The sequence below is a fragment of the Streptomyces griseus subsp. griseus genome, from assembly GCF_003610995.1.
In the GTDB taxonomy this organism is placed as follows: Bacteria; Actinomycetota; Actinomycetes; order Streptomycetales; family Streptomycetaceae; genus Streptomyces.
In genome coordinates, this window is record NZ_CP032543.1 from 5480419 (window position 1) to 5504678 (window position 24260).

Genomic DNA, 24260 nt, shown 5'->3' on the forward strand with positions numbered 1-24260 from the left:
CGTCTCAGCCGTGGACACGGAGAAGGGCCGGCTCGCCGATGCCGTACGGCAGGTCTCCGCCGTACGCGGACGGGGGCGGCGCAGGTCCGTGACCGTCGCGGCGGCCCTGCTCGTCGCCCTGGTCGCCGTCTTCGGCGTCTCGCTCAGCTTCGGCGACATGGTCATGCCCATCGGCAAGGTCGTCGAGACGCTGCTCGGGGGCGGCGACGGCGGCTCGCGGTTCGTCGTCCTGGAGCTACGGCTGCCCCGGGCCCTCCTCGCGGTCCTCGTCGGCGCCGCGTTCGGGCTCTCCGGCGGCGTCTTCCAGACCGTGCTGCGCAATCCGCTCGCCAGCCCGGACCTCATCGGCATCAGCGCCGGGGCCAGCGCCGTCGCCGTCACCGCGGCCCTCCTCTTCCAGGTCAGCGGGCTCGCCCTCTCCGCGAGCGCCCTGGCCGGGGCGCTCGCCGCCGGGGTCGCGATCTACGGACTCGCCTGGCGGCAGGGCGTCGCCGGACAGCGGCTCGTCCTCGTCGGGATCGGCGTCGGCATGGGGCTCTCCAGCGTCGTCTGGTACGTGATGGCCCGCTCCGACGTCACCGACGCGCAGGAGGCCTTCCGCTGGCTGGCCGGCAGCCTCAACGGGCGCTCCTGGGGCCAGTTCTGGCCGATCCTCGGCGCGCTCGCCCTCCTCGTCCCGCTCACCGCCGTCGCCGCGCACGCCCTGCGGCCCCTCCAGCTGGGGGACGACACGGCCGCCGGACTCGGTACGAAGGTGGAGACCGGCCGGCTCGCCCTGCTCGGGTGTGCCACGGCCCTGGCGGGGGTCGCCACGGCGGCGGCCGGGCCCGTCGGGTTCGTGGCCTTCGTCGCCGCGCCGATCGCCCGCCGCCTGGTCCCCGGCCGGGGTGCCGCTCTGCCCCACGCGGCCCTGACCGGCGCCCTGCTGGTCCTCGTCGCCGACTTCGCGGCCCAGCACCTGCTGCCCTCCGTCCAGCTGCCGGTGGGTGTGGTCACCAGCATCATCGGCGCCCCGTACCTGCTGCTGCTCCTGGCCCGCGCCAACCGTGTGGGGAGTGGGGGCTGAGATGCCGGTCCTTCGAGATGACGACAACGAAAGGCGTGGCCAGGTCGTGGCTGAGCACACTCTTCAGGCCCGGGACGTCCGGCTCGGCTACGGCGACCGGGAGATCGTCCCCGGACTGAGCGTCACCGTCCCGCCCGGGCGGATCACCGTCATCGTCGGCCCCAACGCCTGCGGCAAGTCGACCCTGCTGCGGGCGATGGCCCGGCTGCTCGCGCCCTCCGCCGGGGCGGTGCTCCTGAACGGCCGGTCCATCCAGGAGATGCCGACCAAGGAGGTCGCCGCGGTCCTCGGCATCCTGCCGCAGAGCCCCACGGCGCCCGAGGGCATCACCGTCTCCGACCTGGTCGGCCGCGGCCGCTACCCGCACCAGGGCTGGTTCCGCCGCTGGGGCGCGGAGGACGACGAGGCGGTCGCGCAGGCGCTGCTCTCCACCGACGTACTGGAGCTGGCGGACCGGCCGGTGGACGAGCTCTCGGGCGGTCAGCGCCAGCGGGTGTGGATCGCGATGGCGCTGGCGCAGCGTACGGACATCCTGCTGCTGGACGAGCCGACGACGTTCCTGGACGCCAGCCACCAACTCGACGTCCTGGACCTGCTCACCGACCTCAACCGCGAGCGCGGCGTCACGATGGTGGCCGTCCTGCACGACCTGAACCTGGCCTGCCGGTACGCGGACCACATGATCGCCATGAAGGACGGGCGGATCCTGGCGGAGGGGCGGCCGGCCGACATCGTGACGGAGGCGCTGGTCGGCGAGGTCTTCGGGATGCGCTGCTCGGTGATCGAGGACCCGGCGTCGGCCACCCCGATGGTGGTGCCGCTGGGCCGCCACCATGTGAAGGACCCGGCGGCCTGAGACCGTACGGTCCACCCGATGGCACCGTTGTCATTAGGTGAGGCTAACCTAAAGGGCATGAACGCTTCCGCATCCCGGCGCCCGCGCCGCACCCCCGTCCTGATGGCCGGTGCCGTCGCCGCCCTGCTCGTCGGCGTCTCCGCCTGCGGTACGTCGGACGACTCCTCCTCCGACTCGTCCGGCTCCGCGTCCCCCGCCGCCTCCGAAGGCGCCTTCCCCGCCAAGGTCGCGACGAAGTTCGGCGAGGTCACCCTCGACAAGCAGCCCAAGCGCATCGTCGCGCTCGGCTGGGGCGACGCCGAGACCGTGCTCGCGCTCGGCGGCCAGCCGGTCGGGGCGAGCGACTGGCTGCCGTTCGGCGGCGAGGGCGTCGGCCCCTGGGCGAAGGGGATGTACGACAAGGCCCCCGAGCTCATCGGCACGATGGAGCCGGAGTTCGAGAAGATCGCCTCCCTCCAGCCGGACCTCATCCTGGACACCAAGTCCAGCGGTGACCAGACCCGGTACGACACGCTGAAGAAGATCGCCCCGACCGTCGGCGTGCCCAAGGACGGCGACCAGTACAAGATCTCGTGGGAGCAGCAGACCACGATGATCGCCGCCGCGATGGGTGTGCCCGAGAAGGGCAAGGAGCTGATCGCGGAGACCGGGAAGAAGTTCGAGGCGGCCGCGAAGGCGCACCCCGAGTTCAAGGACGCCACGATCGTGCTCGGCTCGCGCACCTCCGAGGGGTACGGCGCGTACGTCGGCGGCACCGGCCGGGTCGACTTCGTGGAGCGCCTCGGCTTCAAGAACAGCCCGGCCGTCGAGGCCAAGGGCGGTGAGGGCTTCTCGGTCTCCGTCTCCAAGGAGAACCTGGAACTCCTGGACGCCGACCTCACGGTGATGACCCCGATCGGCATCCCCGCCACGGACATCAGCAACGACCCGCTGTACCAGGCGGTCCCGTCGGTCAAGGCCGGCAACGCGCTGATCTTCGAGGACCAGCTCATCTCGCAGGCGTTCGCCACGGACTCGGTGCTCTCCGTCTCGTACGCACTGGAGAAGGTCGTCCCGCTCTTCGCGGAGAAGGTCAAGAAGTAACCTCCGCACGCACGGGGACGGCAGGCCCGTACGCCCGTACCCCCACGTACGACAGCGCGCCCCGCACCCGGGATGTCACGGGTGCGGGGCGCGCCGCTTCTTCGCGCAGGCCCCCGAGTCAGCCGGCGGGAGCCCGCGCGGCGTACGGGGCGTCGTCGGTGCCGTTCGGACCACCGCGGGGCCGCCCGTACTGCCGCGTCAGGCGTGGGTCACGCCTGCGGCGCCGCCTTGATCGCGGAGATGTCGAAGTTCAGCTTGACCTTGTCGCTGACCATGACCCCGCCCGTCTCCAGCGCCGCGTTCCAGGTCAGGCCCCAGTCGGAGCGCAGGATGTCCGTGCTGCCCTCGAAGCCGACGCGCTCGTTGCCGTAGACGTCGGTGGCGGAGCCGTTGAACTCCAGGTCGATGGAGAGCGGGCGCGTGACGTCCTTGATGGTCAGGTCGCCGGTGATCCGGTACGCCTCGCCGCCCAGCTGCTCGGCGCCCGTCGACCGGAACGTCATCAGGGGGAATTTCTCGGCGTCGAAGAAGTCGCCGCTGACCAGGTGGCCGTCGCGGTCGGCGATGCCGGTGTCGACGCTCGCGATCTTCACGTCGATGGCGGCGGAGGAGTTCGCCGGGTCGGTGCCGTCCAGGGTCAGGGTGCCCTCGTGCTCGCCGAAGGAGCCGCGCACGTTGGTGACCATCGCGTGGCGCACCGTGAAGCCGATGCTGCTGTGGGCCGGGTCGATGGTGTACGTGCCGGTCAGGGCGGCCAGCGCCGGGTCCACCGCGGGGGCTTCGGCGGTGGCGGTCGGGGTGGCGGCGGTCGACTTGCGGTTGAACAGAGCCATGGCTCCTCCTCGGGGGACGTGTGCGAGCGGTGCTGTGCGGGGGTGGCACAGATGCAGCGGTGTCGTCGGCGTTGTTTAACCTTCAACGAGATCGACCCTAACGTCATCTTGTTCAAAGTTCAACCTTTCTCTGTGTAGGGGGCGTGCCGGAGATGGGTCGAGGGGGTGCAGGGGGGTGTCCCGTCCGGTGCCGCCCTCTGGCGGACGCGCGTAGAACTCGGGCACTATCTCCCTGCCCGGCGTGCGAGGACCCGCGCCCGTGCGCCCACCGTTTTGTCATGAGCAGGAGGAAAATCACCCATGGTGAACCGCCCACGACTCCGCTCCGCCCTCACCGCCCTGGCCCTCGTCCTCGGCGCCCTCTTCGTCCCCGGCGTCGGCGCCCTCGGCAGCGGCGCCACCGAGGCGCACGCCGTCACCAAGCTGACCCACGCACAGGCGACCTCCCGGTTCAGCTCCTCCGGGATCACCTGGTCGTCCTCGGGCAACTGCTCCAACCGCAACGTCTCCACCTGCACGTCCTTCGACCAGCTCAACCTGCCGACCGCCCAGGGCGCCCAGACGCTCAAGAGCGCCACGGGCTGCGCGCTGAGGATCACCGGCGGTACGGAGACCGGGCACGCCGGCGGCACGTACTCCCACTGGAACGGCTACAAGCTGGACTTCGCCAAGAGCACCTGCCTGAACAACTACGTCACCGGCGTCTTCACCTACATCGGGGTACGCGGCGACGGCGCCCGCCAGTACCAGTCCGGCTCCGGCAACATCTACGCCGACGAGGGCAACCACTGGGACGTGACCTACTACAACTGCGGGGGCTGCTGACCCCCCTTACGCACACGCACGGGCCGCCCGCCCCCTCTCGAAGGGCGGACGGCCCGCTCACCCGCAAGGCTCAGCCGATCGGGTCCACCGTCGGCCCCTCCCGCTCCAGCAGCTTCCGGGCGAACCCCTCCCACTGCGCGTACCGGTCCGGGTACGCGGACCGCTGCACCGCCTGGCACGCCTTGCCCGGCTCCATCGACTGCCAGCCCTTGATCTGGAGCAGCCCCGGGTTGGTGGTCGGCGACGGCAGCCCGTAGAAGGACTTCGACGCGGTCGGGACGTGGGTGATCTGCTTCGGGGTGCCCCAGCCCATGCTCGGACGCTGCTGGAAGATCCCGAGGGAGTCGTGGTCCACCGGAGTCGTGTAGTTGACGAACTTGGACTCCTGCATGGCCGTCATCAGGGCGATCACCTGCCCCTGCTCCGGGATGTCCGCCCCCTTCCCGACGCCGATGACCGTACGCGCGTGCGCGAGCTGTTCCGGGCCCAGGTCCGAGGGGTCGGCGAAGGCCGCGCGCAGGTGGCTGTCCGGGGCCGTCTTGAGGAGGTGGGCCGTCGCGGTGTCCACCTGGCCGGTGGGCGCCAGCCCGTAACTCTGCTGGAAGGTGCGCAGGCCCTGGGCGGAGGCGGGCGGCGGGGGCGTGGAGGCCTGGGCGGCGGCGGTGGGGGCCGCCGCCAGCAGGACGACGGCGGCGAGCGCCGCGAGCGTACGGCGGGGGAGCCCGGTCACTGGCCTGCGGACGGTCTTTCGCCTACAGAGGTTCTTTCGCATACGGAACGTTTCCGGGACGCCGCAGCGAAAGTCAAGAATGCCGTGAATAGTATGAATTGATGGTGTGTCGCGCCCCGAGGGCTGTGCAGGCAGAGAGCGCCCTCCGCCGGACCGGCCGGCGGAGGACGCTCACCTGACGGCCGCGACGGCCGTCAGGCCCCCACGCTCACCGTGAAGCGGCGCGGATTCCCGTCGTGCGCCGCGCCCGAGACATCGGGCTCGCCGTCCGGGCGCACATCGTCGTACGGGAAGGCGTAGCCGATCGGGCTGTTGGCGTGGACCACGCGGGACCAGTGGTTGGTCACTTCGCCCTTGTAGTAGTCCGACACCGATGTGCCGTTCGGCTGGCTGGGGTGGCTCAGCATGATCGACCGGTTGAAGCCGGCCGCCAGCCGCGCCAGGATCGCCTTCTTGTCGTCGGAGTCACCCGGGTTGTTGGTGAACGGCCCGTGGTTGCAGGTGAAGATGTCCTTCGTCTCCGGCTTGGTGAAGGTGTGGCCGCCCTCGAACGTCAGCGTGTCCCCGCTGACCCGGCCGGCCAGCGTGCCCCGGCCGCCCTGGAGGTCGATCCGCAGGTCCTCGGAGCGGTACTTCTCCCAGACCTCGTCGATCTGCGCCTCGAACAGGCCCCGGAACGGCATCTCGTCGGGCCGGTCGAAGTACGGCGCCATGATGTTCTGCGGCGAGACGACCCGCAGCACCTTGCCGTCGTCGCCCCGGGTGACCAGCTTGTCCCACGGCTGCCCATCGGCGGCCGCCTGGGCGATCAGGTCCTCGGCGATCCGCTCCGCAGCGCCCTCGGGTGGGGGGCCACCACATGGGTGCCGTCACCCTCCAGCGTGATGCCGATCGGGAGGGCGGTGATCAGGTCCACGTAGCTGATGTTGGAGTACAGCTGCTCGGTGTTGAAGGTGAATTCGGCGAACGCCCAGGTCCGCCCGTAGTTCGGGTCCGTCGGCGTCGCGAAGGCGGGCTCCACCAGCGAGGGGCCCGGGTTGAGGAAGAAGTCCAGCTTGTCGTCGCGGACGAAGTAGACCCGCGCCCCGTACATCTGCGGCAGGGTCAGCACCACCGGGGCCGCGCCCGCGCCGTTGAGCGGGATCGCGCAGTCGACCGGGAGCGGGGTCTGCGGGGCGCCGGGGGAGTCGGGGCGGTAGACCTCGCCGTTCGGCCGGAGCAGCACCCAGCGGTCGGTGCCCAGCTCATGGCCGGTGACGTACGCGTGCACCGTGCCCGGCAACGACTTGTTCTCCAGGGCGATTTCGCAGGTGGCGGGCGCGGCCGAGGCGCGCGGGCTGAGGGCGGTGCCCCAGGCGGGGTACGTCAGCGCGGCAGCCGACGCGGCGGCGCCGGTCAGGAACATTCGGCGTGAAATCACGAGGGAACTCCCGAGTGTGTGGGGGCCGCAGACGGGTCGTGGGGGTGTGGGGGGAGGGACCGGACAGTGGGGGTGTCTGCGGGGGTGCGCACCACTCTTACGAGGGGTGCGGCGGGCGTCAAGACTTATGTCTGAGAGCGCTCTCAAAAACTCCGGGTCTTCACAACTCGTCGCCCGGAAGCGGTACTTGCCGCAGTCGAGCGGGTGCGATCCGTGACCATACGGAGGTGGTTGCGGCCAAGAGGTGAACGAGTCGCCGCGACGGCCCGCGTACGGCCCACTTGGACTAACGGACCGGGGTTGTTGGACGGAGAAGGCCCCCGGGCCCGGCATGCGTTGACGGTGTCCCGACACGGCGACTACTCAGGGGCCATGTCGCCAAGATTCCCCTCCGCCGGCCTGGTCGCCGTCGCCTCAGCCGCCGTCCTGGCGCTCGTGGGGACCGCCGCCCTCCCCGCTGCAGCCGCCACCGATCCGTCCCCCGCGCCACCGGCCGCAGCGGCGAAGCCCAGCGGCTCCGTCACCATCGGCTCCACCCAGCTCACGGTCGCCGTGGCCGACGACTTCCCGCGCGTCCTCTCGTACACCGACCGGGCCAGTGGCAAGAGCCTCCTCGGCAGTACGCGCCCGGTCACCGCCGTCACCCTCAACGGCACCGCCCACCCGGTGAAGCTCAAGGGCGCGCCGAAGGTGAACGGCTCCGCCGCCCGCTACACCCTCGCCTTCACCGGTCTGCCCGGCGTGGAGGTCGACGCCTCACTCACCGTCTCCGGCCGGACCACCACCTTCAAGGTGACCGCCGTCCGCGACACCGCCGCCTTCCGGGTGGGGACCATCGACATCCCCGGCCACGACCTGATCTCCGTCGGCTCCGCCGAACCCGGCGCCGCCACCGCGTTCACGACCCTGGACCCGGACTCCACCCGCACCGCCGACGTGTTCGCCGAGGTCACCTGGGAGACCGAGCCGGACCCCGCCCCCGTCGGCGCCACCTACGCGATCCTCAACACCTCCTCCCTCGCCGCCACCGTGGAGTCCAACTCCTCCTACGACAAGCCCTCGGGCCCCACCGGCGGCGATGACGCCCGCCTCTGGCGCCAGGCCCGCACGGAGGCCGACGGGAGCGGTGTCCGGGTCGGCGTCAGCTCCGGCCAGTGGACCTACCGGGGCGAGGGCGCACCGAAGCCGGAGAGCGGGGAGAACCTGCCCTGGGCCAAGGTCGTCGTCACCCCGGACGCCAACGGGGACAAGACCGTCGACTGGCAGGACGGGGCCATCGCCTTCCGCTCCATCGGCATCACCGCGCCCGGCAGCGAGGAGACCGCCGACCGGGTCGTCACCCACATCCCGTTCAACTTCGCCAGCCAGGCCACCCACCCCTTCCTGCGCACCCTCGACGACGTCAAGCGGATCTCGCAGGCCACTGACGGCCTCGGCCAGCTCGCGGTTCTCAAGGGGTACGGCTCCGAGGGCCATGACTCCGCCCATCCGGACTACGGCGGCAACTACAACAAGCGGGCCGGCGGCCTCAAGGACCTCAACACCCTGCTCAAGCAGGGCAAGAAGTGGGGCGCCACCTTCGGCGTCCACGTCAACGCCACCGAGTCCTATCCGGAGGCCAACGCCTTCAGCGAGCAGCTCGTCGACAAGACCAAGCCCGGCTGGAACTGGCTCAACCAGAGCTACTACATCGACCAGCGCCGCGACATCAACAGCGGCGACCTGGCCAAGCGTTTCCAGCAGCTGCGCGACGAGACCGACAGGAACCTGAGCTTCCTCTACATCGACGTCTACTACACCCACGGCTGGATCGCCGACAAGACCATCCGGTCCGTCCAGAAGCAGGGCTGGACCGTCGGCACCGAGTGGGCCGACAAGTTCGAACGCGCCTCGCTCTGGTCGCACTGGGCCAACGACCTGAACTACGGCGGCGCCACCAACAAGGGCCTCAACTCGCAGATCATCCGCTTCATCCGCAACGGCGAGAAGGACGTCTGGAACAGCCACCCGGTCCTGGGCCAGAGCGTCCTGGAGGACTTCGAGGGGTGGACCGGCGAGAGTGACTGGAACGCCTTCACCGCCAACATCTGGCAGAAGAACCTCCCCGCCAAGTACCTCCAGCAGCAGAAGATCACCCGCTGGGACGGCAACGACATCACCTTCACCGGGGGAGTGCGCGGCACGGTCGAGGGCGGGAAGCGGACCTTCTACGAGCAGGGCCGCAAGGTGCTCAGCGGCACCGACTACCTGCTGCCCTGGGACGGCGGCAGGAAGCTCTACCACTACAGCGAGTCCGGCGGCACCAGCACCTGGGAGGTGCCGGGGAAGGGCCCGTACACGGTCTACAGACTCACCGACAACGGGCGCGAGAAGACCGCCACGGTCCGCCCGGTGAACGGGAAGATCACGCTGACCGCCACCGCCGGACAGCCCTACGTCCTCCACCCGGGCCGGGCGCCCCGGGCAGCCGACCCCGCATGGGGCCAGGGCACGCCCCTCAAGGACCCCGGCTTCAACGACCGTGACCTCACCGGCTGGACGAAGACCGGCACGGTCGTACGGGACACCGACGACCAGGGCCGCAACAGCGCCGCCCTCTCCGGCACCGCCCCGGCCGCCCTCGCCCAGCCCGTCACCGGCCTCAGGCCCGGCAAGCGCTACACCGCCTCCGCCCTCATCGAGGTGGAGCCCGGCACGACCCGCCGTACGGTGCTGAGCGCGGGCGGGAGGTCCGTGGCCGTCGAACGTTCCACGGCCGAGGACTTCGTCGCCGCGTCCGACTGGCACGGCACCCGCTTCCAGCGTGCCAAGGTCAGCTTCACCGCCCCGGCCGGCGGCCGCACCACCCTGCGTATCGAGGCGGCGGCGGGCTCCACGGCGACGGTCCGCGCCGATGACGTACGGATCGTCGAGAACGCCCCCGCCACCCGGCCCGGCACCCTCGTGTACGAGGACTTCGAGGCGGTCGACCAGGGCTGGGGCCCCTTCCTGAAGGGGAACGCGGGCGGCTCCACCGACCCCCGCACCAGCGTCTCCCAGCTGAACGCCCCGTACACCCAATCCGGCTGGAACGGGAAGCTGATCGACGACGTGCTCGGGGGAAGGAGTCCCTCAAGTCCCACGAGGAGAACACCGGGCTCGTCTACCGCACCGCACCCTGGACCGTGCCGATGCGGGACGGGCACCGCTACCAGGTGGCGTTCGACTACCAGTCCAGCCACGCCGGCGCCTACAGCTGGGTCGACGGCTACGACCGGGTCGCGGACGGCAAGCCCACCTCCACCGAGACCCGCACCACCCCGATCGGGCAGCGGCGCACCACCGGCCACTTCACCCAGACCCTCACCGCGGGCTGCGGCGACACCTGGACCGGGCTGCGGAAGCGGGCCGGGGCGCCCGAGGGCGCGGACTTCGTCCTCGACGCGTTCACCGTCACCGACCTGGGCCCCGCCCCGGCCGGGCAGGAGGCGGTCTGCGGCACGCTCGGTCTCGCCGCCGACGCCGAGACCCTGGAGCCGGGCGCCCCGAACACGGTCAAGGCGGTCTTCGGCAACGACGAGGCGACCGCCGCCACCGGGGTCGAGCTGGCACTGACCGTGCCCGAGGGGTGGCAGGCCGAGGCGGTCGGCCCGGTCGCCTTCGACTCCGTCGCCCCGGGCGCGAAGGTCACCGGCAGCTGGCGGGTCACCCCGCCGGTGGACGCCCCGTACGAGACGTACCAGCTCGGCGCCCAGGCCACGTACGCCGTGGGAGGCTCCCCGCGTACGCTCGGCGCGCAGACCTCCGTACGCACTCTGCCGCCCCCGCCCACCGAGGACAGCTGGGCCAGTGACCTCGACTGGACGGCCTCCCGGAACGGCTGGGGCCCCGTGGAGCGCGACCGGTCGAACGGGGAGACCGGGACCGGCGACGGCCCTCCGCTGACCATCGGCGGTGTCGTCTACGCCAAGGGCCTCGGTACCCACGCCCCGGCGAAGATCCGCTACTACCTGGGCGGGAAGTGCACCTCCTTCACCGCCGAGGTCGGCGTCGACGACGTCCAGGCCACGCGCGGCAGCGTGCGGTTCTCCGTCACCGCCGACGGGACGGAGAAGGTGACGTCGCCGGTGCTGGGCGCCGCCGACCCGGCCTGGAAGCTCACCGCCGACGTCACCGGCGCGCGGTACGTCGAGCTCGTCGTCGACGACGGCGGGGACGGCAACGGCAACGACCACGCCGACTGGGGCAACGCCCGCTTCCACTGCGGAGGTTGAACCTCCGTCGAACGGTGGTCGAGGCACGGTGGAGCGGAGCTGAACAGTGCTGGGCCATACTGAGGGGGCCTTCGGGCCCCCTCAGGTCCATGTGTCCCACGGCACATCATCTCTTTGTAGGGTTCTCACAGCGTGGAGCGGCGTTTCGCTGGTGGATCGCGTGCCCGGCGGGATGGTTCTGTTCACACCCACCACGAAACCGGGCAGGAGACTGTACGGAGTCGACGGCGCGATTTCTGGGTCGGGGTTCGTAGGGTCGATGCATGACCGTTGTGGACGAAACCCAGGGTGAGCCGAGCGATACGCGTGGCCGGGTGGCCGAACTGCTGGCCCTGCGCGAGCAGGCCCGGCGCGGCCCCAGCGAGCGCGCGACCCAGGCGCAGCACGCCAAGGGCAAGCTGACCGCGCGCGAGCGCATCGAGCTGCTGCTGGACCCGGGCTCGTTCAAGGAGGTCGAACAGCTCCGCCGCCACCGCGCGACCGGGTTCGGCCTGGAGGCCAAGAAGCCGTACACCGACGGTGTCATCACCGGCTGGGGCACGGTCGAGGGCCGCACGGTCTTCGTCTACGCGCACGACTTCCGGATCTTCGGCGGGGCGCTGGGCGAGGCCCACGCCACCAAGATCCACAAGATCATGGACATGGCCATCTCGGCCGGTGCCCCGCTGGTCTCCCTGAACGACGGCGCCGGCGCCCGTATCCAGGAGGGCGTCTCCGCGCTCGCCGGCTACGGCGGCATCTTCCAGCGCAACACGCGCGCCTCGGGTGTCATCCCGCAGATCAGCGTGATGCTCGGCCCGTGCGCGGGCGGCGCGGCCTACAGCCCCGCGCTCACCGACTTCGTCTTCATGGTCCGCGAGACCTCGCAGATGTTCATCACCGGACCGGACGTCGTCAAGGCGGTCACCGGCGAGGAGATCACCCAGAACGGCCTCGGCGGCGCGGATGTGCACGCCGAGACCTCCGGCGTCGCGCACTTCGCGTACGACGACGAGGAGACCTGCATCGCCGAGGTCCGCTACCTCATCGGGATGCTGCCCTCCAACAACCGCGAGAACCCGCCGACCGTCGAGAGCGACGACCCGGCCGACCGCCGCGGCGACGTGCTGCTGGACCTGGTCCCGGCCGACGGGAACCGCCCCTACGACATGCACCAGGTGATCGAGGAGCTCGTCGACGACGGCGACTACCTGGAGATCCACGAGCGCTGGGCCCGCAACATCATCTGCGCGATGGCCCGCCTGGACGGCCAGGTCGTCGGCATCGTCGCCAACCAGCCGCAGGCGCTGGCCGGGGTGCTGGACATCGAGGCGTCCGAGAAGGCCGCCCGGTTCGTCCAGATGTGTGATGCCTTCAACATCCCGATCATCACCCTTCTGGACGTCCCCGGCTTCCTGCCCGGCGTCGACCAGGAGCACGGTGGGATCATCCGGCACGGCGCCAAGCTGCTGTACGCCTACTGCAACGCCACCGTGCCCCGGATCTCGCTGATCCTGCGGAAGGCCTACGGAGGCGCGTACATCGTCATGGACAGCCAGTCCATCGGGGCCGACCTCACCTACGCCTGGCCCACCAACGAGATCGCGGTGATGGGCGCCGAAGGTGCCGCCAACGTCATCTTCCGCCGCCAGATCGCGGACGCCGAGGACCCCGAGGCCATGCGCACCCGCATGGTCAAGGAGTACAAGGCCGAGCTGATGCACCCCTACTACGCGGCCGAGCGCGGCCTCGTCGACGACGTCATCGACCCCGCCGAGACCCGCGAGGTGCTCATCGCCTCGCTCGCCATGCTCCGCAACAAGCACGCCGACCTGCCGTCCCGCAAGCACGGCAACCCCCCGCAGTAGTCGCCCGGCGCAGCGGCGCGATCCGCCGCACGGTCCACGACAGCCTGCCGAGAAGACGGAGAAACCCCACCATGAGCCTGACTTCCGCCGAGTCCGTCCTGCGCGTCGAGAAGGGGCACGCCGCCCCCGAGGAGCTGGCGGCCATCACCGCCGTCCTGATGGCCCGCGCCGCCGCCCAGCCGTCCGCCTCCGTCCACCGGGGCCGCGACACGGCCGGCTGGCGCCGTCTGGAGCGCACGCCGGGCTTCCGCGCCCCGCACAGCTGGCAGGGCTGACCCCGGCCGCGTACGGCGTCGCACAGCGCTGACCCGTGGCGCACAGTGTTACGGGAAGGGCCCCGCACTCCACCAGGAGTGCGGGGCCCTTCCCGTACGTACCGCGGGCCTCAGCGCAGGCGGGCCATCAGGGCGTGTTCCACCAGCGTGATGAGCGCGCTCTTGGCGTCGGCGCGGTGGCGGGCGTCCGTCGTCAGGATCGGGGTGTCCGGTCCGATCTGGAGCGCCTCGCGTACCTCGTCGGGGGTGTAGGGCTGGTGTCCGTCGAAGCCGTTGAGGGCGATGACGAAGGGGAGGCCGCTGTTCTCGAAGTAGTCGACGGCCGGGAAGCAGTCGGCGAGGCGGCGGGTGTCGACGAGGACGACGGCGCCGATGGCGCCGCGGACCAGGTCGTCCCACATGAACCAGAAGCGGTCCTGGCCCGGCGTACCGAAGAGGTACAGGATCAGGTCCTGGTCCAGGGTGATACGACCGAAGTCCATGGCCACCGTCGTGGTGGTCTTGTCCCCGGTGTGGGTCAGATCGTCGATGCCCGCGGACGCGGACGTCATCACGGCTTCGGTGCGCAGCGGATTGATCTCCGAAACGGCACCGACAAACGTGGTCTTACCCACGCCGAAGCCCCCTGCCACCACGATCTTCGCCGAGGTAGTGGAGCGGGCCGCTCCGCCGCTAGAGCTTGCGAAGTCCACTGAGCACCCTTTCGAGCAGTGTCACATCTGGCTGGCCGCCGGCGGTCTCGTCGCCGCCGGGCTGATGGATAGCGACGAGTCCCGCCTCGGCCAGGTCGGCGACGAGGATCCGGGCAACGCCGAGGGGGATCGAGAGCAGTGCCGAAATCTCGGCGACCGACTTGATCTCGATGCAGAGCCGGCAGATCCGCTGGTGCTCGGGCAACTGCCCTTGCAGCCGGGACGGATCGGCCGTGGTGCTGACCAGCGCCTCGATGGCGAGCTGGTAACGCGGCCGGGTCCGGCCGCCGGTCATGGCGTACGGACGGACCAGCGGGTTGTGCGCGGCGGGCAGGGCGGGCTCGGGGGCCCGCCGCTGCTCCACCGGCTGGATACGCTGCTGCTGAGGCGCGTCGTACCACTGCTGTTGCTGTTGCTGCTGCGGCCACGGTGAACCCGGCTGCTGCTGGGGCCAGTCGGACCCCTGCGCGCCATGGGCACCCTGCGGCTGCTGCGGCTGCTGGTATGGCTGATATGCGTTCCCCGGAGCCTGGCCGTTGGATCCTGCGGGGTAGCCGAAACGGTTGTCGCCGTGCTCACCCGGAACACTCTGTTCACCCTCGTATGGGTGTCCGCCTGTGGGTGTTGCCACGTTTCCTCCTCCGACTGCCGGTCGCCGATCCCAGTGGGGCCGCGCCACCGCACCTTATGGCGCGGTGGCGAGAAACGCACTGTCTGTCTACTAGTTAAGAAGACTTCCCTGAAGTTCGGCGCGGAGATCCGGAGTCAGGACGCTGCCCGCGCGGTCGACCAGAAGTGCCATCTCGTACCCGACCAGACCGATGTCGGCATCCGGGTGGGCGAGAACGGCAAGTGACGAACCGTCCGAGATGGACATGATGAAGAGGAATCCCCGCTCCATCTCCACCACGGTCTGGTTCACGGCCCCACCCTCGAAGATTCGGGAGGCGCCCGCGGTCAGCGACGTCAGACCGGAGGCGACGGCCGCCAGCTGGTCGGCGCGGTCGCGCGGGAACCCTTCGGACATGGCCAGCAGGAGTCCGTCGGCGGAGACCACCACCGTGTGCGACACCCCGGGGGTGTTGTCCACGAAGTTGGTGATCAACCAGTTCAGATTCTGCGCCGCCTGGCTCATCGCGCTCACACTAACGCTCCTGGTTGTAGGTGTTACTGGTGTCCGACCCCGCGTTGCGCCCCCGCTGGATGCCCCGCCGCAGGTTGCTCAACCTGCCGCGGACGTCCTCGGGTGCGCGGGAGACCTGTGGGCCGCCCTGCTGGGTCTGCTCCGCCGTGCCCTCGACCAGGTTGGCCTTGGGCACGCGCCGGGGGAGGCCGGAGGGGGTGATTCCGCCCGCCTTCGGCTCCCGGAGCTTCTCGGCCCGCTCCCAGCGCTCGTCGTTCGTCGAACGCCAGTCGTCGGTGCCGTCCCCGTCCGTCTGCGGGGCCTGCCGCTCTTCCTGCTGCTGCGGCTGCCGCTGGGGAAGGGGAGCGGGCTGCTCGTTGCCCCGGCCGCTCGGCTGCCAGTGCTGCGCACCGCCGCGGCGAGGCAGACCGGCTTCGGTCAGCTCGTGGCCGACGTTCGGGGCGGACCCCGGACGCTCGAAGCCTACGCGCTCCTGCGACGGCGCGGGAACGCTCGGAACAGATTCCGCCTCAGCCTGCCGAACCGGCTCAAAACTGTTCTGGAAACCGCTCTGAACAGGCCAGTCGTCCTGGTGGGACTGGTCGGTCGGGGCAGCGTACCGGTCGGCGGCGTACGGGTCCTGCGGGTTCTCCGGAGCGGCATATGCCGCTTCCGCGTACCCCTCCTGAGGCTGTGCCTGCGGCCCGTTCTGCTCCTGCTGCTGCGGGTAGCCGTCGTCGGCGCCGTACCCCTGCTGCTCGTAGGAGCCGTCGTACGGAGCCTGCTGCTGGGCCTGCTGCTGAGCGGGGTCCTGGCCGTACCGGTCCTGGCCGTAGGACTCCTGCGCGTACCCCTGCGCACCGTTGTCGTACGGGTCCAGTCCGGCGTACGGCTCCTGGCCGTACCGCTGGTCCTGGGCGTAACCCTGCTGGTCCTGGTCGTAGCCCTGCTGCTCCTGGGAGCCGTCCGCGAACGGGGAGCCGGGGCCGGTCTGGGCCTCCAGCGCCGCCCGGCGCTCCTCGCGCATCAGCGAACGGTTGACCGGGTCCAGCTGGGCCGGGTCCGCCGGGACCTCGTAGCGCGAGTCGTCGAAGCCGAGCTCCGCCGCGGTGCGCATCTGGCCGTGCTGCGGCGCCGGGTCGAAGGCGCTCTGCTGCTCCGGGATGATGGAGGAGACCGTGAAGTCGCCCTGCCCGGGCAGGGAATCGCCACTGCCACCGTGGGTGATCACGTCCGGGAGCATGACCAGCGACGTCGTCCCGGCCTGCTCGCCCGAGGGGCGCAACTGGACCCGGATGCCGTGCCGGTCGGCGAGCCGGCCGACCACGAACAGACCCATGCGCTGCGAGACGGCGGCGTCCACCGTCGGCGGGTTGGCCAGCTTGTGGTTGATGTCGGCGAAGTCCTCGGCGGTGAGGCCGATCCCCTTGTCGTGGATCTCGACCATCACACGGCCGTCGGGCAGCCGGGTCGCGGTGACGCGGACCTTGGTCTGCGGCGAGGAGAACGTGGTGGCGTTCTCCAGCAGCTCGGCCAGCAGGTGCACGAGGTCGGTGACGGCCCGGCCGTGGATCTCGGCCTCGGGCACCCCGGACAACTCGATGCGCTCGTACGACTCCACCTCGGAGGAGGCGGCCCGCAGGACGTCGACCAGCGGCACCGGCTGGTCCCAGCGGCGGCCGGGCTCCTCGCCGGAGAGGACGAGCAGGTTCTCGCCGTTGCGTCGCATACGGGTGGCCAGGTGGTCCAGTTTGAAGAGGCTCTCCAGCTGGTCCGGGTCCGCCTCGTTGTTCTCCAGGTCGGTGATGAGGGTCAGCTGGCCCTCGATGAGCGACTGGTTGCGGCGCGAGAGGTTGGTGAAGATCGCGTTGACGTTGCCCCGCAGCATGGCCTGCTCGGCGGCGAGCCGGACGGCCTCGCGGTGCACCTGGTCGAAGGCGCGGGCGACCTCGCCGATCTCGTCCCGCGTGGTGATCGGGATGGGCTGCACTCGGGTGTCGACCCGGCCCGGGTCGGTGCGGGAGAGCTGGTCGACGAGGGAGGGCAGCCGCTGCTCGGCGATGGAGAAGGCGGCGGTACGCAGCCGCTGCATCGCGCGGCTCATCTGGCGGGCCATGAGCCCGGCCAGGACGAAGGCGGCCAGCAGCGCGATGACGACGATGAGCCCGTTGGCGATGGCGTCGGACTTGGCGTCGGAGGAGATCTCCGCGGCCTCCTTCACCGCCTTGTCGACGAGTTCCTTCTCGACGGTCGTGTAGCCCTCGAACTTGGCGGTGGACGCGGCCATCCAGGTCTCGGGCGTGATGCCCTTCTTCGCCAGCTCCTCGGGCTCCTGGCCCCGGCCGATCTCCTGCACCATGCCGTCCAAGACCGAACCGTCGATGCTCGGCGGCGCGACGAAGGGCTGACCTGCGGCATCGGCCTGCTCACGGACGGCCTTGAGCTGCTTGGCCCCGTCGGCGGCCTTGCCCGCCATGACCTGCCTGAGGCGGTCCACGTCGGCCTGGGTGCCGCCGGCGTTGAACTCGGCGAGGGCGATCTGCTCCAGGTAGTTGTACGAACCGAAGGCCTTGACCTGGTCGTTGTAGACGGCCGGCTTCTGGCTCGGGCGCACCAGCAGGTGCATGCCGATCGAGCGCTGAAGCGATTCTGCAGCCTTGGACAACTCAAGCGCGTAGACGGTCCGGCCGTAACTGGTGATGTTGCCGGTACCGAGGCCGAGCTCGTTGGCGAACTGCATCAGCGAGTGCTGGACCTGGGTGTAGCCCTCTTCGGTCTTCACCGGGTCCAGCGCCTGCGAGTAGGCGGCCTTGCGGAGTTCGGGGAGCTTGGGCTCGTCGACCTTGAAGAGCTTGAGGCGGCGCTCCAGGCCGGGCTTGGCGGGCATCTCCTTCACCGCGGCGTCGAAGGCCGTACGCGCCTCGTCCGTGGTGGCCCGGGTCTGCTCGACGACGTCGGCGGTCCGGTCGCCGGAGAGCAGCGGCTGCGCGGTGAGGTCCCGCTCGTTGAGCAGGGCCTGCCCGTAGTCCGAGGCGGCGCGGACGACGCGCGCGATCTTCTCGGCCTCCTGGGCCTCGCTCCAGGTGTCGATCGACCCTTTCACCTGGAAGCCGCCCATGATCAGGCCGATGACGACCGGGATCAGGAGGATCGCGTTCAGCCGGGTGGCCACCCGCCAGTTGCGCGGGGCGAACCGGCTGGTGCTGCCTCCGGCCGGCTCCGGCTCGGGCGCCTGTGCAGGGGGCGCCGCAGCGTGCGACGGCGGGGTGAAATTGCCCCGCTCGGGCTGCACCGCGGAGCCCTCGTTACTTCGCCTCACTCGACCAACAACCTCTCGGCGTCGGCACCTACGTTGTGCCGGATTATTCGTTCAGGGCCGTGACTACTCGGGAGTTCGACGAATTGCAGCACGGGTACAGGCCCCCCTCCAAACACTCGGAATGGATCATTCCGAGTGGTCCACGCCTCAGATAAAACGGGCATAAAGAGCGAGCCCCGTCAAAAGGCGGGGCTCATGTGAGCGCAGTGGCATCGGGTGGATGCGTCGGGTGGTGGCGCGGGGCCAATTCTCTGTCGAAATGTTATGAACGCGGGGGCGGATCGTGTCAAACGACACAGGCCGCCCCCGCGTGACTACAGCAACTTCCGTATGGCAAAAACGACTTACGCCTACTCGTCGTGACTACTTCAGGCGTGCCATCAGAGCGTGCTCGACCAGGGTGATCAGGCCGCTCTTGGCATCCGCCCGGTGCCGGGCATCCGTGGTGATGATGGGTGCGTCCGGTCCGATCTGGAGCGCTTCGCGTACCTCGTCGGGGGTGTAGGGCTGGTGTCCGTCGAAGCCGTTGAGGGCGATGACGAAGGGGAGGCCGCTGTTCTCGAAGTAGTCGACGGCGGGGAAGCAGTCGGCGAGGCGGCGGGTGTCGACGAGGACGACGGCGCCGATGGCGCCGCGGACCAGGTCGTCCCACATGAACCAGAAGCGGTCCTGGCCCGGCGTACCGAAGAGGTACAGGATCAGGTCCTGGTCCAGGGTGATACGTCCGAAGTCCATGGCCACCGTCGTGGTGGTCTTGTCCCCGGTGTGGGTCAGATCGTCGATGCCCGCGGACGCGGACGTCATCACGGCTTCGGTGCGCAGCGGATTGATCTCCGAAACGGCACCGACAAACGTGGTCTTACCCACGCCGAAGCCGCCCGCCACCACGATCTTCGCGGAGGTAGTGGCGCGGGCCGTACCGCCGCTAGAGCTTGCGAAGTCCACTGAGCACCCTTTCGAGCAGTGTCACATCCGGCGCGCCGCCGGCCTCTCCATTGCCCGGCTGGTGGATGGCCACCATGCCGGCTTCCGCCAGGTCCGCCACAAGGATGCGGGCGACACCGAGCGGCATCGACAGCAGCGCGGAGACCTCGGCCACGGACTTGACCTCGCGGCAGAGGTGGCAGATCCGCTGGTGCTCGGGGAGCAGCGTCCCCAGATGCGCCGGGTCCGCGGTGGTGCTGACCAGTGCCTCTATCGCGAGCTGGTAACGCGGCCGGGTCCGGCCACCGGTCATGGCGTAAGGACGAACCAGCGGCTGGTCGCCTCCCTCGTCGTACGACGCATGGTGCAGTGCGCCGTACGGATCGGGTGAGGCGGGTGGCGGGGTCATGAATCCTCCGGGCGTGACAGCAGGTTCTCGGCTTGCCGTCTGCAAGGGGCCGGTGAGGGGACTAAGGCGGCCTGGCGGGTGAGGGTTGTGGGCATTACCTGAGGGGATCGTGTCGTGAATCCGCAGGACGGCCGCCTAATGAAGCAGACTGCCCTGGAGCTCGGCGCGGAGGTCGGGCGTGAGGACGGTGCCCGCACGGTCGACCAGGAGGGCCATCTCGTACCCGACCAGACCGATGTCGGCGTCCGGGTGGGCGAGAACGGCGAGTGAGGACCCGTCGGAGATGGACATGAGGAAGAGGAACCCTCGCTCCATCTCCACAACGGTCTGGCTGACGGCGCCGCCCTCGAAGATCCGTGAGGCACCCGCCGTCAGCGACGTCAGACCGGAGGCCACGGCCGCCAGCTGATCGGCGCGGTCGCGCGGGAAACCTTCGGACATCGCCAGCAGCAGGCCATCCGCGGAGACCACCACCGTGTGGGACACCCCTGGGGTGTTGTCCACGAAGTTGGTGATCAGCCAGTTCAGATTCTGCGCGGCCTGACTCATGGGGCTCAACTAACGCTCCTGCTGGTGAGTGGGGCCGAGATGGATGCTGCCGGTCGACGGGCCGTTGTTGGCCTGCCGTCCCTGCTGGATGCCCCGGCGGAGATTGGTCAGACGACCGCGCACGTCATCGGGCGCACGCGAGACCTGAGGTCCGGACTGGTGATTCTGCTGCTGAGCGGTCCCCGGAACCAAATTGGCGCGGGGAACACGGCGGGGCAGCCCGGAAGTGGTGACCCCGCCGGCAGCCGGCTTCTTGACCCGCTCGGCCTGGCGTACGAGTTCGTCGTTGGGCGAGGCACGCCAGGAGCTGGTGACCGGAGCCTCGGCCGCACCACGCCGGGGCATGGGCGGAACCGGTACGCCGGCGGGCTCGGGAGCGGCCGGTGCCTGCGGCTCGGCGCTCTGCTGGCCGCCCTGGCCGGGGCCGTGGAACCAGTTGGTCTCCAGGGTGTCGTACAGCGGCGTACGACCGTCGCCGGGACCGGCCGGCGGCAGGGCCTCCGGCTGCTGGGGGAGGGCGGGGCGGTACGGGGCCTCGCCCGCCGGGGACGCCGACGGGCGCGGGGCGCCGAAGCCGTTGCCCTCCGGGCCGCGCTGACGCGGCGCGGGCAGCTGCTGGCCCTGGTTCTGCGGCGGCGCGTTGAAGTCGGGCCGCGCGAACTGGGCGGTGCTGGCCGGGTCCTGGGCCTGCTGGCCGTACCCGAGGCCCTGGTTCTGCTGGAACGGCGCGCTGAAGTCCGGCCGGGCGAACTGCGAGGTGGCGCCCGGGTCCTGGTGGCTGTCCGCCGGCCGCTGGTTCAGCGGGGCGTTGAACGCCTGGTCCTGGCCGTTGCCCATCGGCCGGGCGAACTGCCCGGTCGCGTCGTGCTCCTCGTGGCCGCGCGGGGCGTCCACACCCCAGGCCGCGGCCTGCGGGCGCTGCTGCGGGTTGCCGCCGGGCAGCTCGGCCCGGGGACCACCGGTCGGCGGCAGCTGACGGCCGGGGCCGCCGGGCTGCTGGAAGCCGCCCTGGCCGGGGCCGTTCTGCTCGTGCCGGGCCTGCTGGGGCTGCGGCTCACCGGGACCCTGCTGGTACTGGCCCTGCTGCTGACCGGGCTGGCCCATGCCGTGCTGGCCTTGCTGGCCGTGCTGGTTCTGCGGGGCGAACGCGTTCGAGCGGCCGCTCTGGCCGGGGGAGGCCGGAGCGCCGTGACCGAACAGGTTGGTCTGGCCCTGCTCCGTACGGCCGGAGGTGTCACCCTGACCGCGCGCGCCGAGCCGGGCGCCGTTGCCGAAGGCGCCGGAGAGGCCGCCGCCCTGGCGCTGCGGCTCCTGGCCCGCGAAGGGCTGGTTCGGGCCGCCCTGCGGGCCGTTGTTCTGCTGGCGGCCGGGGCCGTTGTCCCGCGCGGGGAGGGCGGCGCGCGGACCGGAGCCCGCACCGACCTGGCCGCGCTGGCCGCCGGGGGCCGAGCCGAGGCTCTTGGCACCCGGTCCGCCCGGACCGCCGCCGAGCCCCGGACGCTGGCCGTTGCCCGCGCCGTTGCCGCCCGCGAGCAGGCCGCCGGGGGCGCCGCCGGGCTGCTGGCCCTGACCCTGCTTGGACGGGGGCTGCTTGCCGCCGTGGGCGACATCGACGGGCAGCATGACCAGCGCGGTGGTGCCGCCGGAGTCGGAGGGGCGCAGCTGGATGCGGATGCCGTGACGCAGCGACAGCCGGCCGACCACGAACAGACCCATGCGGCGGGAGACCGAGACGTCCACGGTGGGCGGCTGCGCGAGCCGCTCGTTGATCGCCGCGAGGTCCTCGGGGGAGAGGCCGATACCCGTGTCGTGGATCTCGACCAGCACACGGCCGTCGGGCAGCGCGTGACCGGTGACCCGGACCTTCGTCTGCGGCGAGGAGAACGATGTCGCGTTCTCCAGCAGCTCGGCGAGGAGGTGCACGAGGTCGTTGACGACCCGGCCGGCGACCTCGGTCGCCGGGACCGCGGAGAGTTCGATGCGCTCGTACTGCTCCACCTCGGATGCGGCGGCACGGAGCACGTCGACCAGCGGGACGGGCCGTGTCCACCGGCGGCCCGGCTCCTCACCCGCGAGGACGAGGAGGTTCTCACCGTTACGGCGCATACGGGTGGCGAGGTGGTCCAGCTTGAAGAGCGAGGAGAGCTGGTCCGGGTCGGCCTCGCGCGACTCCAGCTCGGAGATGAGCGAGAGCTGACGCTGGATGAGGCCCTGCGAACGGCGCGAGAGGTTGGTGAACATCGCGTTGACGTTGCCTCGCAGCAGGGCCTGCTCGGCGGCGAGGCGGACGGCCTCACGGTGCACGTCGTCGAAGGCCGCGGCCACCTGGCCGATCTCGTCCCGGGAGTGCACACCGACCGACTCGACGGAGGTGTCGACGTCCTGCGGGTCGGTCTCGGAGAGCTGCTTGACGAGCTCGGGCAGCCGGTCCTGGGCGACCCGGGTGGCGGTGTCCTGGAGGCGGCGCAGCGAGCGGATCATGGAGCGGGCCACCACGAAGGCGCCCACCAGCGAGACACCGAGGACGAGGAGGATGACCGCACCGTTGATGATCGCCTCGCGCTGGGAGGCCTCGCGCAGCTCGCGCGCCTTGGCCTCCATGTCGCTGAGGAGGGTGGTCTCGATCGTCTTCATCGCGTCGATCTTGGTGGACGACTGGTCGTACCAGTCCATGTACGAGCGCACCTTCGCCCCCTCGATCCCGTTCGGGGTGTCGAGGATGTGCTTGGCGTACATGTTCGCCGCGTTGATCTCGGGGTTGTTCCCGTTGTCCAGCGGCGCCATCAGGTCCACCGCGCTCTCGCCGGTCGACCCGTAGATCGACTTGAACGAGCTGATCGCGCGGGTTTCCTTGTCGAGGGCGTTGGAGCCGAACTGCTTGTCGTTCTCGTTGAGGTGCGGTTCCTTGACCGAGCCGCCGGGCAGCGCCGCCGAGATGACGGCACGCTGGATCGAGGCGTACTCCTTGGCGGAGGAGAACGCCGCCAGCGCACGGGTCCGCTTGATCATGTCCGGGTTGCTGGTCGCCTGGGCCATGTCCTGGGAGAGGCTGAGCAGCGAGGTGATCAGCTGGCTGTACTGGTCGATGGTGTTGAGGGACGGTGCGCCGTCCTCGTACGCCGACTTGCGGATCGACCGGATGTCGCCGAGCTGGGAGGCGATCTGGGCGACGCTCGCGTGGATGCTCTCCAGCGCGTCGTCGTTCTCGAAGTCGCCGATCTCGTTGGTCGCGTCCAGGAACGCGTCCTTGGCCTGGTCGGTCTTCTCGCGGGGCTGGGTGACCTTGTAGTCGGTCGCCTTGGAGCCGTTGGAGAGCGGACCGGCGGACCGGTCGCGCTCCACCTGGAGGGCCTGCGCGAGCGAGGTCGCCTGCTTGGTCATCTGGGTCAGGAGCTGCATGTGCTCCAGCTGCTGCATGTCCGTCATGGACTCGTTGATCCGCAGACCGCCCAGGCTGGTCGCTGCGACCACGGGGAGGGCGAGGAGCGAGACCAGTCGCGTACTGATGCGCCAGTTACGGAGCGCTATTCGCGACCCCGTGTCGACCGGGCCGCGGGAAGCGGGAGGCGTGCCCGGCTCGGCCCCGCTGCTCGCCGTGGAGCCCGGGCGCTGGGCGCGGTCGCTGTTGTCGCCGGCAGCGGCCGGCCCGGGGTTCTGGGCGTGCTGGGGCGAGGAACCGCGGTCGGTCCCGCCGCGCGGCTCCTGTTCCGCCGGAGCGCTGCCATCCCTCTTGAAACGTCCCTGCACTAGCGTCGCAACCTCTGGACCAGGCGTTCCGTCCGGATAGGGACAGAACGGTGTCGGCGTCGTGGGGCGCTGGACGCGCCCCATGGTGGTCGTTGAGTGACCGGCGTACTTCCCCCTCCCGCCGCCGCTCGGCGCTGCGTTGCGCCCCGGTGCGCCGGTCTGAAACCCGCGGCGGTGCGTGGAATTCCAGCACAGTGCAGGATCTCCAACAAGGGCCATGTACCGGGCTGTGACCTGCGTGACACGTTGTGATGAACGAGTAACAAGCAGTGGAGAGTGATCGTGGGTAAAACGGACGATCGGGGATGA

General features: G+C 70.5%; 16 protein-coding genes and 2 pseudogenes. 7 read left to right on the forward strand and 11 right to left on the reverse strand.

Annotated elements, in window-relative coordinates:
- Nucleotides 1–10 precede the first annotated feature (10 nt).
- Genes D6270_RS24835 through D6270_RS24845 form a run of 3 tightly spaced genes read left to right on the forward strand, consistent with a single transcriptional unit; the run spans nt 11 to nt 3005 of the window.
- The gene (locus D6270_RS24835; RefSeq protein ID WP_109167278.1) at nt 11–1066 is read left to right on the forward strand and encodes a FecCD family ABC transporter permease; all 1056 of its coding nucleotides are present in this window, start codon (nt 11–13) and stop codon (nt 1064–1066) included.
- 1 nt (nt 1067) lies between these two features.
- Nucleotides 1068–1922: an ABC transporter ATP-binding protein gene (locus tag D6270_RS24840; RefSeq protein WP_109163421.1), complete on the forward strand. Its 855-nt coding sequence runs from the start codon at nt 1068–1070 to the stop codon at nt 1920–1922.
- A 57-nt stretch (nt 1923–1979) separates the two neighbouring features.
- Complete coding sequence (locus D6270_RS24845; protein ID WP_109163420.1) at nt 1980–3005, forward strand: iron-siderophore ABC transporter substrate-binding protein; 1026 nt, start codon at nt 1980–1982, stop codon at nt 3003–3005.
- A 209-nt stretch (nt 3006–3214) separates the two neighbouring features.
- Here the strand turns inward: D6270_RS24845 and D6270_RS24850 are convergent, their stop codons facing one another.
- The gene (locus tag D6270_RS24850; protein WP_109163419.1) at nt 3215–3838 is read right to left on the reverse strand and encodes a YceI family protein; all 624 of its coding nucleotides are present in this window, start codon (nt 3836–3838) and stop codon (nt 3215–3217) included.
- 300 nt (nt 3839–4138) lie between these two features.
- On the opposite strand from D6270_RS24850, the gene D6270_RS24855 reads away from it, so the two are divergent.
- The gene (locus D6270_RS24855; RefSeq protein WP_093692615.1) at nt 4139–4663 is read left to right on the forward strand and encodes a hypothetical protein; all 525 of its coding nucleotides are present in this window, start codon (nt 4139–4141) and stop codon (nt 4661–4663) included.
- 70 nt (nt 4664–4733) lie between these two features.
- On the opposite strand, the gene D6270_RS24860 is transcribed toward D6270_RS24855, so the two are convergent.
- Nucleotides 4734–5435, reverse strand: a complete 702-nt coding sequence (locus D6270_RS24860; protein WP_109163418.1) for a peptidoglycan-binding domain-containing protein — start codon at nt 5433–5435, stop codon at nt 4734–4736.
- A 152-nt stretch (nt 5436–5587) separates the two neighbouring features.
- Nucleotides 5588–6798 (reverse strand): annotated as a pseudogene (locus tag D6270_RS24865) (glycoside hydrolase family 64 protein).
- Between the two features lie 387 nt (nt 6799–7185).
- Here D6270_RS24865 and D6270_RS24870 point away from each other — a divergent pair.
- The 3 genes and pseudogenes from D6270_RS24870 to D6270_RS24880 all read left to right on the forward strand — a co-directional run bounded on the left by D6270_RS24870 (nt 7186) and on the right by D6270_RS24880 (nt 13188).
- Nucleotides 7186–11066: pseudogene (locus D6270_RS24870) on the forward strand (endo-alpha-N-acetylgalactosaminidase family protein).
- Between the two features lie 263 nt (nt 11067–11329).
- Nucleotides 11330–12913 carry an acyl-CoA carboxylase subunit beta gene (locus D6270_RS24875; RefSeq protein WP_093692619.1) on the forward strand — a complete coding sequence of 528 codons (1584 nt, stop codon included), beginning with the start codon at nt 11330–11332 and terminating at the stop codon, nt 12911–12913.
- Nucleotides 12914–12984: 71 nt separating this feature from the next.
- The gene (locus tag D6270_RS24880) at nt 12985–13188 is read left to right on the forward strand and encodes an acyl-CoA carboxylase subunit epsilon (RefSeq protein ID WP_109163415.1); all 204 of its coding nucleotides are present in this window, start codon (nt 12985–12987) and stop codon (nt 13186–13188) included.
- A gap of 110 nt (nt 13189–13298) precedes the next feature.
- Here the strand turns inward: D6270_RS24880 and D6270_RS24885 are convergent, their stop codons facing one another.
- The 8 genes from D6270_RS24885 to D6270_RS24920 form a co-directional block, all read right to left on the reverse strand.
- Complete coding sequence (locus tag D6270_RS24885) at nt 13299–13880, reverse strand: GTP-binding protein (protein ID WP_014048542.1); 582 nt, start codon at nt 13878–13880, stop codon at nt 13299–13301.
- Nucleotides 13861–14511 carry a DUF742 domain-containing protein gene (locus tag D6270_RS24890; protein WP_109163414.1) on the reverse strand — a complete coding sequence of 217 codons (651 nt, stop codon included), beginning with the start codon at nt 14509–14511 and terminating at the stop codon, nt 13861–13863. The genes D6270_RS24885 and D6270_RS24890 overlap by 20 nt, the downstream gene beginning before the upstream one ends.
- A 90-nt stretch (nt 14512–14601) precedes the next feature.
- Nucleotides 14602–15015: a roadblock/LC7 domain-containing protein gene (locus D6270_RS24895; protein WP_006127847.1), complete on the reverse strand. Its 414-nt coding sequence runs from the start codon at nt 15013–15015 to the stop codon at nt 14602–14604.
- Nucleotides 15016–15025: 10 nt separating this feature from the next.
- A complete protein-coding gene (locus D6270_RS24900) occupies nt 15026–18322 on the reverse strand; it encodes a sensor histidine kinase (protein WP_109163413.1) in 3297 nt (1098 codons plus the stop codon).
- A 363-nt stretch (nt 18323–18685) separates the two neighbouring features.
- Nucleotides 18686–19267 (reverse strand): GTP-binding protein, encoded by a 582-nt coding sequence (locus tag D6270_RS24905; protein ID WP_015611636.1) that lies wholly within the window; start codon nt 19265–19267, stop codon nt 18686–18688.
- Nucleotides 19248–19655 carry a DUF742 domain-containing protein gene (locus tag D6270_RS24910; protein WP_015611637.1) on the reverse strand — a complete coding sequence of 136 codons (408 nt, stop codon included), beginning with the start codon at nt 19653–19655 and terminating at the stop codon, nt 19248–19250. Before D6270_RS24910 ends, D6270_RS24905 begins: the two co-directional genes overlap by 20 nt.
- A 135-nt stretch (nt 19656–19790) precedes the next feature.
- Nucleotides 19791–20213, reverse strand: a complete 423-nt coding sequence (locus D6270_RS24915; protein ID WP_003966009.1) for a roadblock/LC7 domain-containing protein — start codon at nt 20211–20213, stop codon at nt 19791–19793.
- Nucleotides 20214–23951 (reverse strand): sensor histidine kinase, encoded by a 3738-nt coding sequence (locus tag D6270_RS24920; RefSeq protein ID WP_109163412.1) that lies wholly within the window; start codon nt 23949–23951, stop codon nt 20214–20216.
- Nucleotides 23952–24260 lie beyond the last annotated feature (309 nt).